We start from the raw sequence: 13,361 nt of genomic DNA, 5'->3' as shown, positions 1-13,361 counted from the left end.
GTTGACGGTGCGGCCACGGGCAGTCGGCGGTCGGCGGTGGTTCAGGCCACGGTCACCAGCCGCCGCTGCCGATCTCGGTGCGCGGGGCGAGGCCGCCGCTGCCGGTGCCCTTGTAGAGGTAGAGCTTGCCGGTGGCACCCGGCTGGGACTCGACGGCGGCGAGGTCACCGACGCCGTCACCGGTGAAGTCGGCGCCCGCGTAGTCCGAGATGCCGTTCCAGCCGCCCGAGCCGATCTCCACCCGGGACGTGACGCCGCTGCCGTCTCCCGGGTACAGCCACAGCTTCCCGGTGGACTTCTCGGTGGCGACCAGGTCGTCCTTGCCGTCCTTGTTCATGTCGCCGGGGCTGACGATCTTGTTCATGCCGTTCCAGCCACCGCTGCCGATCTCCACCCGCGCGCCGATGCCGGTGCCGGTGCCGGGGTAGAGCCAGAGCTTGCCGGTCGAGCTCTCCACCACGACCACGTCGTCCTTGCCGTCGCCCGAGAAGTCGCCGACGGCCGTGTTGTTCATGCCGTTCCAGCCGCCCGAGCCGATCTCGATCCGCGAGGAGACGCCGCTGCCGTCACCGGGGTAGTAGTAGAGCTTCCCGGTCGAGACCTCGGTGCCGACGATGTCGTCCTTGCCGTCCCGGTTCAGGTCGCCGACGGCCAGGTTGCTCATCCCGTTCCAGCCGCCCGTACCGATCATCGTGCGCGAGCCGATGGTCCCGGTGCCCGTCCCGGTGTACGAGTAGAGCTTGCCGGTGGAGACCTCCACCGCCACCAGGTCCTTCTTGCCGTTGCCGTTGAAGTCACCCGCCGTCAGGTTCGTCATGCCCGGGTCGGTGGGGCCCACCGGGTAGGGGTCGGCGGTGTCGGTGGCGAGGCCCGTGCCGGGGGCGCAGGCCCAGGCGTCGGCTCCCTGGTCGGCGAGGATCTTCTCGGCGATCAGGATCTGCTCCTTCTTGGTCGCCTGGTGCGGGTACTCCGCGTACTGGGTGCCGCCGTAGTGGCGCCAGTTGTAGAGCGATATCTGCAGGCCGCCGTAGTAGCCGTTGCCGGTGTTGATGGACCAGTTGCCGCTGCTCTCGCAGGCGGCGACCTTGTCCCAGGTGGCGACCGAGGCGGCGTCGGCGGTGCCGGCCAGGACGAGCGGGGCGAGGGTCAGGGCGAGGACGGCTGCGTGCCTGCGCAGGGCGCGGGTCGAGACGGGCATGGGTTCCCCCGGGGTTGGTTGGTGACTGGTTGTCAGGTGACCGGCTGTTACCAGCCGCCGGTGCCGATCTCGGTGCGCGGGGTGAGGCCGCCGTTGCCGGTGCCCTTGTAGAGGTAGAGCTTGCCGGTGCTGCCCGGCTGCGACTCGACCGCCGCCAGGTCACCCACGCCGTCACCGGTGAAGTCGGCTCCCGCGTAGTCCGAGATGCCGTTCCAGCCGCCCGAACCGATCTCCACCCGCGCACCGATGCCGTAGCCGTCACCCGGGTACAGCCACAGCTTCCCGGTCGAGGTCTCGGTGGCGACCAGGTCGTCCTTGCCGTCCTTGTTCATGTCGCCGGGGCTGACGAACTTGTTCATCCCGTTCCAGCCACCGCTGCCGATCTCCACCCGCGCACCGATACCGGTGCCGTTGCCCGGGTACATGAACAGCTTCCCGGTCGAGTTCTCCGAGACCACGACGTCGTCCTTGCCGTCACCCGAGAAGTCGCCGACGGCCGTGTTGTTGACGCCGTTCCAGCCGCCCGAGCCGATCTCGATCCGCGAGGAGACGCCACTGCCGTCACCGGGGTAGTAGTAGAGCTTGCCCGTGGACTTCTCGGTGGCGACGATGTCGTCCTTGCCGTCCCGGTTCAGGTCGCCGACGGCCAGGTTGCTCATCCCGTTCCAGCCGCCCGTGCCGATCACCGTGCGCGAGCCGAGCGTCCCGGTGCCGGTGCCGGTGTAGGAGTAGAGCTTGCCGGTGGAGACCTCCACCGCCACCAGGTCCTTCTTGCCGTTGTTGTTGAAGTCGCCCGCCGTCAGGTTGGTCATCCCGGGGTCGTTGACCGGGGCCTTGGGGGCCACGTCCACGTAGTTCCGGTCGATGTTGATGGTGGTGCCGCCGTGGGATTCGGAGACGTCCCCCGCGTACTGGTGGACACGCTGGTGGTCGTCCCAGTAGGAGGCGGGGAGGTTGGGCTCGTAGGTGTCGGCCGTGTTGTTCCACCGGGCCGTCCAGACCACGTCCGGGCGCTCGAAGCTGGTGGAGTTGTACGCCGAGGCCATGTCCTTGATCCCGCTCTCGGCGGAACTGTAGACGCCGGAGCGGAAGTTGAGCTCGTGCAGCCGCGAGGTCCAGCCCGAGAGGTAGCTCAGCACCCGGGTGCGGTAGGTGTCGGAGTTGTAGTTCTCCATGTCGGTGTAGAGCACGGTGCCGGTGGTGAAGCCGAGGTCACGGGCGAGCTCGACGGCGGCCTGGGCCGAGGCCCGGCCCTGCGCCTCGGCGGTGGTGGCGGAGAGGCCACCGGCCTGGATGCCGGCGTAGATCGGCAGCAGGTGCCAGCCGGCGCCGCTCTGCTGGGCCACCCAGGAGGCGGTCAGGTTCGGCTGGGAGCAGACCCGGGTCGGCCCGCCGATGTAGATGCCGACGCCCCGGTACGAGGAGGCGGCCCAGTCGGCCATGGCCCCGGAGGACGGGGCGGAGCAGGCGTCGAAGGCCTTGCCGGTGTAGCCGGTGCTCGGGGTGGTGGAGGCGGTGAGCGCGAATCCGGTCGCGTCGGCGGTGGTGGCGGCGGAGGCCTCCGGGGCGTCGGCGGCGGACTTCGCCGGAGCCGCGGCGACGCGGGCTCCGGCGACGGGCTTCGCCGAGCCGAGGATCCGCTGCACCACCGCGGAGGAGGCACCGTGACTGGCCGTCAGGTAGACCCCGGCGCCCTCGAAGGCCACCCGGCTCTCCCGGTTCGGCCCCCCGGTCACGGCCGGGGCCGGACGACCGGCCGGCACGACGACGGTGGCCAGGTCGGAGCGCTCGGCGGCGCCCGCGAAGGTCTCCAGCACCACGGCGTCGGTCTTCTCCCCGACCAGGTGGGTCGGGCAGTCCTGCTCGGCACCAGGGTGCCCCAGGTAGAGCGTGTTACGGTCGAAGCGCACGCAGGTGTCGGGGTTCTCCGTCAGGTCCACGACCGACCAGTCGGCCGGGATCTGGAGCGAAAGCCCTTGGTACGAGACGGTGTTGACGGAAGCGGCGGCGGCCTGGGCGGCCGTGCCGAAGGGCAGGGCGGCGCACAGTGCGCCGGTCGCCAGGGCGAACGCGGCGGCGCCGCGCAGACGTTGGTGGTTCACGGGTGCTCCAGCGGAGGAGAGGGCGGGCGGAGGGGGCGGCGGAGCCGGGCCCGGGCGGGCCGCGCGGAGGAGGGCGCGGCCCGGCCCGGGGCGGAGGGTGGGATCACCAGCCGCCGGTGCCGATCTCGGTGCGCGGGGTGAGGCCGCCGTTGCCGGTGCCCTTGTAGAGGTAGAGCTTGCCGGTGGCACCCGGCTGGGACTCGACGGCGGCGAGGTCGCCGACGCCGTCACCGGTGAAGTCGGCGCCCGCGTAGTCCGAGATGCCGTTCCAGCCGCCCGAGCCGATCTCGATCCGCGCACCGATGCCGTAGCCGTCGCCCGGGTAGAGCCAGAGCTTGCCGGTGGAGGTCTCGGTGGCGACCAGGTCGTCCTTGCCGTCCTTGTTCATGTCGCCGGGGCTGACGAACTTGTTCATCCCGTTCCAGCCGCCCGAGCCGATCTCCACCCGCGCGCCGATGCCGGTGCCGTTGCCCGGGTACATGAACAGCTTGCCGGTGGAGTTCTCGGAGACCACGACGTCGTCCTTGCCGTCGCCCGAGAAGTCGCCGACGGTGGTGTTGTTGACGCCGTTCCAGCCGCCCGAGCCGATCTCGATCCGCGCACCGATGCCGCTGCCGTCACCGGGGTAGTAGTAGAGCTTCCCGGTCGAGACCTCGGTGGCCACGATGTCGTCCTTGCCGTCGCGGTTCAGGTCGCCGACGGCCAGGTTGCTCATCCCGTTCCAGCCGCCCGTGCCGATCACCGTACGGCTGCCGATGGTGCCCGTCCCGGTCCCGGTGTAGGAGTAGAGCTTGCCGGTGGAGACCTCCACCGCCACCAGGTCCTTCTTGCCGTTGCCGTTGAAGTCACCCGCCGTCAGGTTGGTCATGCCCGGGTCGGCAGGACGGACCACGTCGTCCACGACGGACTTGTTGCGGACCGGCACGAAGGTGCCGTAGCCGGAGAAGTACGGGTACGGGATCTCGCGGTAGTGGACGCCGCTCGGGGTGAACTCGAAGCCCATGTAGGAGTTGGAGTCGACCCACTTCTCGAACAGCACCACGTGGCCGTCGGCACCGGCGCCGTCCTTCAGCAGGGCGTCACCGGCCTTGAGGTCGCCCTTGGAGATGTTGGCGATGACGCCGTTGGCGGCGAAGGTGTTGGTGGCCAGTGAGGCGCTGAGCTTCCAGGCCATCGAGACGTAGCCGGAGCAGTCCATCCGGTAGCCCTCGTGGTAGTTGGTCCAGCTGTAGTCGAGGCCCTGGCCGACCCAGCCGCGGGCCCGCTTGACGGTCTCGCTGCGGGTGATGGCCGGGGCCATCTCCGAGGCGGTGACGGCGGCCGTCACGGTGGTGGGGGCCTGGGCGGCCGGGGCCGCGACGGCGGTGCCGCCCTGGAGGGAGAGGCCGAGGGCGATCGAGCCGGCCAGCCCGGCGGCGGCGACGGCGTGGAGGTGGGAACGGCGGGACACGTGAACTCCTGTGTTTCATCGGCAAACCGGCATGGCGGTGCCGTACGTTGATTTCTCGGGAAGTCTGGAATTCGCGAAAGGTGATTCGCGATGATTCAGCGGACGGAATTATCCGGAGATCCGGCTCCGCTGACGGGACGTCATCGGTGCTGCTGTCACTGCCAGCCCATGTCGTCGCCCAGGGCGACCGCCGGCACCTCGGCCTCGGCGGTCACGACCACCGGGCGGGGCTCGGCGGCCTGGACGGTGCCCGCGCCGATGACAACGGTGAGGGCGGCAACGGCGGAGACAGCGACGACGGCGAGGGACTTCACGACCTGCATGAGAATTCGACTCCTGTATCTGTACCGGACATTCGGAACGACGCATTCCCTCCGCGCCGTGAATTCCCTTCGGAACCGTCGACGCGCTGCGTTGCCTTACGTGGAACATCCTGCCGGGGCGCGAAGTGACTTGACCAGGAGTCAGGGCTGTCACGAACTGTCGCTGGCACGATTGTGCCCCCGCCCGCGAAATCGGCCGGAAAACGGAAGAGGGCCCTCCCGTCGGGCCGCTTGGGGAAACGGCTCGACGGGAGGGCCCGTGGGGCGGGGGGATGGGGGCCACCCCGCCCGACTGTGGGGGCGCGCTACAGCAGGCCCAACTCGGATGCACGGCGCCCGAGTTGGAAGCGACTGGCGGCGTCCAGGCGCTGCGAGAGCTCGGTGATCATCCGGCGCTCGGTCCGCAGCGACACCCCGAGCTTGCGGGCGGCCGCCTCGTCGGTGAGCCCCTGGGCCAGCAGGCGCAGCAACTCCCGCTCCTGCGGGGTGACGTGCTCCTCCTCGTGGACCACCGGCGCCTCGCCCAGCGGCACGCCGGAGGCCCACAGTTGGTCGAACAGGGCGCAGAAGCCGGCGATCGCCCCCGGCTCCCGGATCAACGCGGCGCCACGGCTGGAGTCGGCCGGGTCGAGCGGCACCATGGCCACCTCGCGGTCCACCACCTGCATCCGCATCGGCAGCGAGGGCACGGTACGGGTCTCCCCGCCCAGCCCGGCCAGCCACCGCGCGTGCTCGCGGCTCCCGGCGTCGTTGGTGACGCTGTCCAGGTAGAGCGTCCGGATGCGCACCCCGCGCGCCAGCATCGCCTCGGAGAGCGGGCGGCTGGCCGCCCGGTTCTCGGCGGTCTGCGGGCCGCCCGGCGCCAGCGAGAGGGTCTCGAACCTGGCCCCGTGGGCCAGTTCCTCCAGACGCCGCCGGATCGCGTCCATGTCCTCCAGGTGCTCGGTGCCGTGCTCGTGCTCCGGCCGGTGCTGCGCGTAGTCGGCCAGCAGGCCGGCCACGGCGGCCCGGCTCTCCTCGATCGCCTGCTGCTGCCGGGCCACCTCGGCCTGACGCCTGGCCAGCAGCGCCTCCAGGGCGAGCTGCGGGGAGACCGGCCGCATCACGCCCGCCTCGGTCCAGGAGGGCCTGAGCAGCGCCAGATCGGCCAGGCGGTCGAGCGCCGCGGCGACGGCCCGCTCGTCCCGGGCCAGCTCCGCGGCCAGCCTGGTGATCCCCCAGGCCGGCTGCTGGAGCATCAGCCGGTAGACGGCCTCCGCCTCACCGTCCAGACCCAGTGCCCCCAGCATCCTGCTCTCCCTCCCGAAGGTGACGGCCTCTCCGCCCCCGCATGGTTACCTGTCCTCACGGCCGAAGGTTCCGCCACGTTCGCGCCACGGCACGAATGTGCCCGGCTCTCCGGCGGCACCACCAACTCCGCTTTGGCACACTCGGGTTGTGCACATGAGCGAGTTCATCCTGACCAGACCCCGGCACGCCCCCCAGGTCACCGAGCACGTCCTGCTCCAGGAGCTGTGGCAGGCCTGCGGGCCGACCGACCGGGTGGAGCACATCCGGGTGCACGTCTCGCGCGCGGGCGCCAAGGGCGTCGTCTTCTCCCTGGCCGCCGACCCGTCGCGGGCCCGCACCGAGTGCCAGGAACTCTGTCTGCGTGCTCTGTCGCAATCCCCCCACCTCAGGGCCTGGAGCGCACTGCCGGCCCGGGCACTCTGACCCCACCCCCGGGCCCAGAACTCCCACGACGCTAGATCGTCCGCGGCCCGAAGCCGAGGACGGAACGCGCCACGGACCGGACCGTTCGTGCCAGGCGCGCCGGAGTCGCCAGCTATGCTCGGCGGCCATGGCGTTGTACAGACACGAGGGCACCACCCCGGCGGCCTTCACCCGGGTGAACGCCAGGAGCGCCACCGCGCTGGGCGTCGCCCCGGAGCAGTACCGCCACCTGCTGGGCATGGCCCCCGAACACCTGACGGGCGACCGTTTCCGCACACCCGCCGCCACCAACATCCGGCTCTGGCAGCTGATGGTCACCCAGGCCCCCTGGACGCAGGTGTCCCTGCTGATGACGGAGCAGTCCGGGCTCGGGGACTTCGGCGTCTGGGACTACCTGCTCACCTCCGCGCCGACCCCGCTGGACGGACTGCGGGACGCGGCGGAGTACATGGCCGCCCTCGGCGACGCCGGCACCGAGGAGTTCAGGATCACCGAGGAGGACGGCCTGGTCGTCGTCAGCCACGCCAACGAGGCCGACCTGACCGACGACACGGCCGCCGCCATCCGCGGCTACTCGCTCGGCCTGCTCCGCCGCCGGCTGAGCGAATCCCTCCGGCGTGACGTCCGCCCGGTCCGGGCGGCGCTGGCCGCCCGGGCGCCCCGGGACCACCGGGCCCTGGTGGAGCTGTACGGCACCCGGGCCGTGGAGTTCGAGGCCCCGATCACCTCGGTGGCCTTCGCCGCCGCCGAACTCCGGGCCGCCAACCCGCACGCCCAGCCCGGGATCTCGACGGTCCTCAGGGCCCACGCCGGGCAGTACCTGGCCTCGGCGGTGCCGCTGCACAGCTGGCTGGACCAGTTCCGGGACGCGCTACGAGCCGCGCTGCGGGCCACGGAGGGCAGGGGCAGGCCGAGCCTGGCCGAGGTGGCCCGGCGGATGGCGACCAGCCCGCGCACCCTCCAGCGCCGCCTCGACGAGCACGGCACCACCTGGCGCGCCGAGTTGGAGACCTGCCAGGGCGCGCAGGTCCTGGACCTGTTGCGCCGCACGGACCTGGGTCTCGACGCGATCGCCGCCCGGAGCGGGTACACCGACGCGCGGGCCCTGCGGCGGGCGGTACGGCGCTGGTCCGGCCGGGCGCCCAGCACGCTGCGCGGCGGGCCCGGGGCGGCGGCCGGGCGCGAGGCCCAGGAGACGGGGGAGGACGGGGCCTGACGGCGGGTCAGCGGCTCCCGGCCTCGGCGTCGGCCCTCGGGGCGGGCTCGACGGGCCGGTCCCCCGTCGACCGCAGGGCGGCCAACCGCCGTTCGCAGCCGCGCCGCTGGAGCAGCGACAGCCCGGCGATGCCACCGCCCAGGGCGAGCCAGCCGAGCGGGCCGGCGGTGATCACCGCCCCGGTGAGCAGCAGCGGACCGAGCGCCTTCTGCGCGGACTGGGCGATGCCCGCCACCCCGAGGTAGGAGGCCCGGGAACGCTCGGGCGCGAGTGCGACGGCCAACTCCCAGGAGCTGACCGACCGCATCAGCTCGGCCCCGGAAACCAGCAGCGCGGAGAGCAGCAGCACGATCGAGGCGCTCCAGGCTCCGCCTCCGGTGCCGAACGCCAGCAGCGCGCAGCCCGCCAGCATCGCCAGGCCGTTCAGGGTGACGGCGGCGGCGGCCCGGCGCGGGCCCTCGGCCCAGGCGGAGATGCGGAGTTGGAGCAGCACCACGAGCAGGGTGTTGAGCACCAGGAAGGCCGGTGCCAGGACGTGCGGGGCCTCGGTGCGGGTGATCAGCCAGAGCGGCAGGCCGACCCCGAGCACGGAGTCGTCCAGGCTCATCGGGATGTCGAGCAGCACGAAGCGCAGGTAGCCCCGGTCGCGCCACGGGCTCGGGGCGGGCGCCGCGCGACCGGCGGGGCCCGCCACCGGCTCCTCCGCCGACCCCTCCCCCGCAGGCGCCTCCTCCGCGGGCGCCGCGACGGCTGTCTCGACGTCTCGGTGTTCGCCGGTGCGGCGGACCAGTGCGGCCGTCACCGCGAAGGACAGCGCGTTGGCCAGCACCAGGGCCTGGTACGCGGGCACCGTGCCGACGGCCAGACCGATCGCGGCGAGGCCGGCGCCGACGGCGTAGCCGGCGTTCATCGCGGTGCGGGCGAGCGCCCGGTAGGTGGAGCGCTGCCCGTCGGTGGCCCGGGTGGCGAACAGGATCTCCAGGGTCTTGGCCCCCCGTTCGGCCAGGCAGGTCACGGCCATCACCGCGAGCAGCGCGGCGAAGTCGCGGGAGACCAGCAACAGGAGCATGGTGCCGAGCCGGAGCAGGTGACACCACATCAGCAGGGTGCGGGCCGAGTACCGCTCGGCGAGCTGCCCCGCGATCGGCGAGCCCGCGATGCCGGCCACCGCCGCCACCCCGAGCAGCAGCCCGACCTGCCCGGTGTCCAGGCGGGAGACGAAGGTGAAGTACAGCACCGAGGCCGCCGCCCACACCCCCGTCCCGAGCCGGTCCAGGAACTGCACGAGCAGCATGATCCGCCCGTCCCGCCCACCCGGCGGCCGACGCAGCTGCGCCACCAGCCCTCCGCCGCTTCGTCCTTCACCCATGGTCGTGCCCCCCGTCGTCCGTCGGTACGGGGAGCAGCCTGACCCACATCAATCTCGACGTCAAGATACTTGATATCGACAGACCTGGCGGCCGGCGGTGCACAATGGGCCGGTGACCTCCGATCTCGCCGCCGAACTCGCCCTCGCCGCAAGCACCCTGGGCCTCGCCCTCCCCCGGCCGGACGAGAGTGCGTACCCCGCGACCTACCGCAGCCCCGACGGGACGCGTGAGGTGCACGTACGCCGCTGGCGGGGCCGGACCGACCTCGACGTGCGACTGCGGACCACGGACGCCTGGCCGGCCGAGGGGTGGACCGAGGACCCGGGCGAGGCGGTCCGCGCCGCGGTGGTCTGGCTCGGCGGAGCGGGGCTGGAGGAGACCGGGGCCGCCGCGCCGTTCATCCGGTACGGCGACTGGGCCCTCGCCCACGAACGCGAGCCGCTCGACCCGGTCGAGCTGGCCTGGTGGCACAAGCTCGACCACGTCCGCCACCCGCCCTGGAGGGCCCTGCCCCACGAGCTCGCCCTGTGGGAGGCCGCCCACGCCCAGCCCGCGCTGCGCCGCCTGCACCCGGTCACCAGCCACCGCATGCTCCGGTTCCTGGTGCCCGGGACGCAGACCTTCGAGCAGGTCGGCTGGGCATCGAGCCGCAGCCCGGCGGCTGGTACCAGGTCCGGGCACGCGGCGGCGGCCCGGAGATCCCCCGCACCACCGATCTGGCGGAGGCGATCCGGATGGTCGTGGCCTCGGTGGAGGGTCGGTCAGTTTCGGAGAAGCGCGGGGAGGATGCGCCTTCCTAGGATGGGTGACAGCCCAGTCGGGAACGCGAAAAGAGGAGCACACCATGGCCGCCACCGCCCGCAGGACCACCATCGCCGCCAAGTCCTTCGACGGCTTCTCCGAGGAGGAGCGGGACGCGATGCGCGAGCACGCCAAGGACCTCAAGGCCGCCGCCCGCCGGGGTGGCAAGGGCACCAAGGCGGACGGCGAGGCCGACGTGCTGGCGAAGATCGCCGAGATGGACGAGGCGGACCGGGTGCTCGCCGAGCGGGTGCACGCGATCGTCGCGGCCAACGCCCCCGAGCTGGCGCCCAAGACCTGGTACGGGATGCCCGCCTACGCCCGCGACGGCAAGGTGGTCTGCTTCTTCCAGAGCGCCCAGAAGTTCAAGTCCCGTTACGCCACCATCGGGTTCAGCGACCAGGCCGCCCTGGACGAGGGCGAGATGTGGGCGGTCACCTACGCCCTGACCACCCTGAGCCCCGCCGTCGAGGCCCGGCTCGCGGAGCTCGTCCGCCGGGCCGCGGCCGCCCTGTGACCCTTCGTCAGGGAGTTCAGCCCTCCCAGATCCCGGTCGCGGCGGTGGCCCGGGCGTACGCGGCGAAGTCGCGCGGCTCCCGGCCGAGTGCCCGCTGCACGCCGTCGGCCAGGGTGGCGAAGCGGTTGTCGGCGATCCAGCCGTAGAGCATGTCCAGCAGTCCGACGAAGTCCGCCGGCAGGCCCTGACCGGTGGCGTAGGCGGTGAACTCCGCCGGGGAGACCGCCCGGTGGACCAGCGGGCGGCCGGTGGCCCGGCCTATCTCCTCGGCCACCTGGGCCAGGCTCAGCAGCCGGGGGCCGGAGAGCTCGTAGGCCTCCCCCGCGTGGCCGTCCTCGGTGAGCGCCGCCACCGCCACGTCGGCGATGTCGTCCGCGTCCACGAAGGGCTCCAGCCCGTCCCCGGTGGACATCACCAGCGCACCGTCCAGCACCTGCTCCAGCCAGAAGGCCTCCTCGTCGAAGTTCTGCGCGAACCAGGCCGGCTTGAGCAGGGTCCACTCCGCACCGGACTCGCGCACCGCCCGCTCGCAGGGCAGCTTCTCCTCCCCCTCGGCCGCCACCCAGTCCCGGTGCGAGAGCAGCACCAGGCGCTCCACCCCACTGGACGCGGCCAGCTTCGCGAACTCCGTCATCGAGGCCCCGGCATCGGGGAGCAGCGAGTCGACCAGGTAGGCCGCGCGGGCACCGTCGAGCGCGGGCTCCCAGGTGGAACGGTCGCTCCAGTCGAAGCGGGTGGTGCCGTTGCGCGAGGCGGCGCGGACCTCGTACCCGCGCTGCCGCAGGCGGGAGACCACGCGGCGGCCGGTCTTGCCGGTGCCGCCGAGGACCAGGAAGGGGTGCTTGGCGTCGTGCTTCGTCGTCGTCATGCGCTCCAGTACACCGGCGCGGTGCCCACCCGGAGAATGGTCCACACGCTCACCTGGATGTCCGAACGTCCAACCCCGGACACCCACGTCACTCCCCCGCCCGCCGGTACGCCCCCGGCGGCAGGCCGTAGCGCTCGCCGAAGCGCCGGGTCAGGTGGGGGTGGTCGGTGAAGCCGCTCGCGGCCGCGATGTCGGCCAGCGGGAGCGTGCTGCGGCGGATCAGCTGGGCCGCCGACTCCAGCCGCACCGCGAGCAGTTCGTCCCGGAAGGCGGTGCCCTCGGCGGTCAGCAGGCGCTGGAGGGTGCGGGAGGAGAGGCCCAACGCGGCGGCCGCGTCCGGCAGGCGCCAGGGGCGGGCCGGGTCGAGGGCGATCCGGGCCCGCAGTTCCGGCAGGGGCGCGGCGGGCGGCCCCGGCTCGGGCCAGCGCAGGCACCAACCGGCCAGCGCCGGGCCGGAGTCGGCGCACGCGGCCTCCGGCGTCACGGCGCCCGCGGCGGTGAGCAGCGTCAGCGCGGGTTCGCGGCCCGCCACCAGCCCGGTCGCCACCTGGTACGCCGCCGCGACGAAGAGCGTCTCGGCGCCGGACGGCGGACCGCCCAGGTGCGGGAGGTGACGGACGGTCAGGCGGCCGGGTCCGTCGTACGCGGCGGCCGTGGTGTGACCGACGTGGAACCAGCGCTCCAGCAGCCGTGAGCGGGCCAGGAAGTCGGCCGGGCCGCTGCTCGCCGCGAGGGCGGCGACCAGGGGGTCACGGGGCCGGTCCAGCAGGTGCCCCGCGGCGGCCCGCACCGCCGGCCAGCCGCGCCGCCGCAGGGCCAGCAGCAGTTCCGCGTGCAGGAGTTCGGGCACCGGGGCACCGGCGGCGAGCAGCGCCTCGGCCCGGTCGGCCACCGGCGGCGCCGTGGGTGAGCGGCGCAGCGCCCGGACGGCGGCGCGCACCAGCACGGGGTGGACGGTGCGGGCGGGCGGGGCGGTCACGGCGACCGAGGGTAGTGGCGCGCCCGTACAAGTGGGAACCCGGCGGGCGGGCCAGCATGGCGGGCATGGAGATCAAGGGCAAGCGGGTGCTGGTCACCGGCGGCACCTCGGGTGTCGGCCGGGCGCTGGCGGCGGAGTTGACGGAGCGTGGGGCCCGGGTGGTGGTCTGCGGGCGCAGTGCGGCGGGCGGCGGCCGGGTGGCGGCGGACCTCGCGGTGGCGGGTGAGGCGGAGCGGCTGGTGCGGGTGGCGACGGAGCTGCTCGGCGGGCTGGACCTGGTGGTGGCCAACGCGGGGGTGCAGCACCACGAGCGGCTGACGGAGGGGATCACCCCGGGCCTGCTGCCGAGGCTGGAGCAGGAGGTGGCGGTCAACCTGCGGTCGGTGGCCGAGCTGGCGGCCGCCGCCTGGCCGTGGCTGGCGGCCTCGCCGGAGGCCTCCTTCGTGGCGGTCACCTCCGGGCTGGCGTACGCGCCCAAGCGGAGCGCGCCGGTGTACTGCGCGACCAAGGCGGGGGTGCACGTGTTCTGCGAGGCGCTGCGCTACCAGGCCCGGGCGGACACCCCGCACGTGCGGGTGCAGGAGGTGGTGCTGCCGCTGGTGGACACCCCGATGACGGCGGGCCGTTCGGGCCCGGTACGCAAGCTGAGCCCGGAGGCGGCGGCCCGCGCGATCGCCCGGGGCGTGGAACGGGGCCCGGCCGTCCTCCCGGTCGGCGCCTCCCGGGCCCTGCTGGTCCTGCTGCGGCTCTGCCCGCCGCTGGCCCGCCGCCTGCTCCGCGACGGCTGAGCGGAACCGCGCCACCGCCACCGGAGTCCTCACCCG

General features: G+C 73.2%; 12 protein-coding genes and 1 pseudogene. 5 read left to right on the top strand and 8 right to left on the bottom strand.

The annotated features are described in order from the left end of the window. Positions 1-52: 52 nt before the first annotated feature. The 5 genes from ACIA8O_RS13875 to ACIA8O_RS13855 all read right to left on the bottom strand — a co-directional run bounded on the left by ACIA8O_RS13875 (position 53) and on the right by ACIA8O_RS13855 (position 6,362). Positions 53-1,198: an FG-GAP-like repeat-containing protein gene (locus tag ACIA8O_RS13875; protein WP_396293918.1), complete on the bottom strand. Its 1,146-nt coding sequence runs from the start codon at positions 1,196-1,198 to the stop codon at positions 53-55. Positions 1,199-1,245: 47 nt separating this feature from the next. After that, entirely contained in the window at positions 1,246-3,300 is a 2,055-nt protein-coding gene (locus ACIA8O_RS13870; RefSeq protein WP_396293917.1) for a glycoside hydrolase domain-containing protein, read from the bottom strand. 103 nt (positions 3,301-3,403) lie between these two features. Next, positions 3,404-4,750: an FG-GAP repeat domain-containing protein gene (locus ACIA8O_RS13865; protein ID WP_396293916.1), complete on the bottom strand. Its 1,347-nt coding sequence runs from the start codon at positions 4,748-4,750 to the stop codon at positions 3,404-3,406. A 155-nt stretch (positions 4,751-4,905) separates the two neighbouring features. Continuing rightward, positions 4,906-5,073, bottom strand: coding sequence for a hypothetical protein (locus ACIA8O_RS13860; RefSeq protein ID WP_396293915.1), 168 nt, complete (start codon positions 5,071-5,073; stop codon positions 4,906-4,908). Between the two features lie 305 nt (positions 5,074-5,378). Further along, positions 5,379-6,362, bottom strand: a complete 984-nt coding sequence (locus ACIA8O_RS13855) for a LuxR C-terminal-related transcriptional regulator (RefSeq protein WP_396293914.1) — start codon at positions 6,360-6,362, stop codon at positions 5,379-5,381. A gap of 154 nt (positions 6,363-6,516) precedes the next feature. On the opposite strand from ACIA8O_RS13855, the gene ACIA8O_RS13850 reads away from it, so the two are divergent. Further along, complete coding sequence (locus ACIA8O_RS13850) at positions 6,517-6,786, top strand: hypothetical protein (protein WP_396293913.1); 270 nt, start codon at positions 6,517-6,519, stop codon at positions 6,784-6,786. Between the two features lie 127 nt (positions 6,787-6,913). Continuing rightward, on the top strand, positions 6,914-8,002 hold the full coding sequence (locus ACIA8O_RS13845; protein ID WP_396293912.1) for an AraC family transcriptional regulator ligand-binding domain-containing protein: 1,089 nt from the start codon (positions 6,914-6,916) through the stop codon (positions 8,000-8,002). Between the two features lie 7 nt (positions 8,003-8,009). On the opposite strand, the gene ACIA8O_RS13840 is transcribed toward ACIA8O_RS13845, so the two are convergent. Then, positions 8,010-9,341 (bottom strand): MFS transporter, encoded by a 1,332-nt coding sequence (locus ACIA8O_RS13840; protein ID WP_396293911.1) that lies wholly within the window; start codon positions 9,339-9,341, stop codon positions 8,010-8,012. A gap of 127 nt (positions 9,342-9,468) precedes the next feature. Here ACIA8O_RS13840 and ACIA8O_RS13835 point away from each other — a divergent pair. Together ACIA8O_RS13835 and ACIA8O_RS13830 are read left to right on the top strand one after the other, a co-directional pair. Next, positions 9,469-9,987: pseudogene (locus ACIA8O_RS13835) on the top strand (DUF6193 family natural product biosynthesis protein); the annotation flags it as partial. Between the two features lie 229 nt (positions 9,988-10,216). Continuing rightward, entirely contained in the window at positions 10,217-10,690 is a 474-nt protein-coding gene (locus tag ACIA8O_RS13830) for an iron chaperone (protein ID WP_396293910.1), read from the top strand. A gap of 16 nt (positions 10,691-10,706) precedes the next feature. Here ACIA8O_RS13830 and ACIA8O_RS13825 read toward each other — a convergent pair whose 3' ends face one another. Continuing rightward, positions 10,707-11,558 (bottom strand): NAD(P)H-binding protein, encoded by an 852-nt coding sequence (locus tag ACIA8O_RS13825; protein ID WP_396293909.1) that lies wholly within the window; start codon positions 11,556-11,558, stop codon positions 10,707-10,709. An 88-nt stretch (positions 11,559-11,646) separates the two neighbouring features. After that, positions 11,647-12,537 carry a helix-turn-helix transcriptional regulator gene (locus ACIA8O_RS13820; RefSeq protein ID WP_396293908.1) on the bottom strand — a complete coding sequence of 297 codons (891 nt, stop codon included), beginning with the start codon at positions 12,535-12,537 and terminating at the stop codon, positions 11,647-11,649. A gap of 65 nt (positions 12,538-12,602) precedes the next feature. On the opposite strand from ACIA8O_RS13820, the gene ACIA8O_RS13815 reads away from it, so the two are divergent. Further along, complete coding sequence (locus ACIA8O_RS13815; protein ID WP_396293907.1) at positions 12,603-13,325, top strand: SDR family NAD(P)-dependent oxidoreductase; 723 nt, start codon at positions 12,603-12,605, stop codon at positions 13,323-13,325. Positions 13,326-13,361: the final 36 nt, after the last annotated feature.

The sequence above is a fragment of the Kitasatospora sp. NPDC051853 genome (assembly GCF_044452665.1).
Lineage (GTDB): Bacteria > Actinomycetota > Actinomycetes > Streptomycetales > Streptomycetaceae > Kitasatospora.
The sequence above is the reverse complement of the archived record's forward strand: the minus strand, read 5'-3'. Positions and strand labels throughout refer to the sequence as shown.

Bases quoted from the DNA above. Each gene is read 5' to 3' on its own strand.
- ACIA8O_RS13875 (WP_396293918.1), bottom strand. From the start codon at position 1,198: ATGCCCGTCTCGACCCGCGCCCTGCGCAGGCACGCAGCCGTCCTCGCC.
- ACIA8O_RS13860 (WP_396293915.1), bottom strand. From the start codon at position 5,073: ATGCAGGTCGTGAAGTCCCTCGCCGTCGTCGCTGTCTCCGCCGTTGCC.
- ACIA8O_RS13855 (WP_396293914.1), bottom strand. From the start codon at position 6,362: ATGCTGGGGGCACTGGGTCTGGACGGTGAGGCGGAGGCCGTCTACCGG.
- ACIA8O_RS13850 (WP_396293913.1), top strand. From the start codon at position 6,517: ATGAGCGAGTTCATCCTGACCAGACCCCGGCACGCCCCCCAGGTCACC.
- ACIA8O_RS13845 (WP_396293912.1), top strand. From the start codon at position 6,914: ATGGCGTTGTACAGACACGAGGGCACCACCCCGGCGGCCTTCACCCGG.
- ACIA8O_RS13830 (WP_396293910.1), top strand. From the start codon at position 10,217: ATGGCCGCCACCGCCCGCAGGACCACCATCGCCGCCAAGTCCTTCGAC.
- ACIA8O_RS13825 (WP_396293909.1), bottom strand. From the start codon at position 11,558: ATGACGACGACGAAGCACGACGCCAAGCACCCCTTCCTGGTCCTCGGC.
- ACIA8O_RS13815 (WP_396293907.1), top strand. From the start codon at position 12,603: ATGGAGATCAAGGGCAAGCGGGTGCTGGTCACCGGCGGCACCTCGGGT.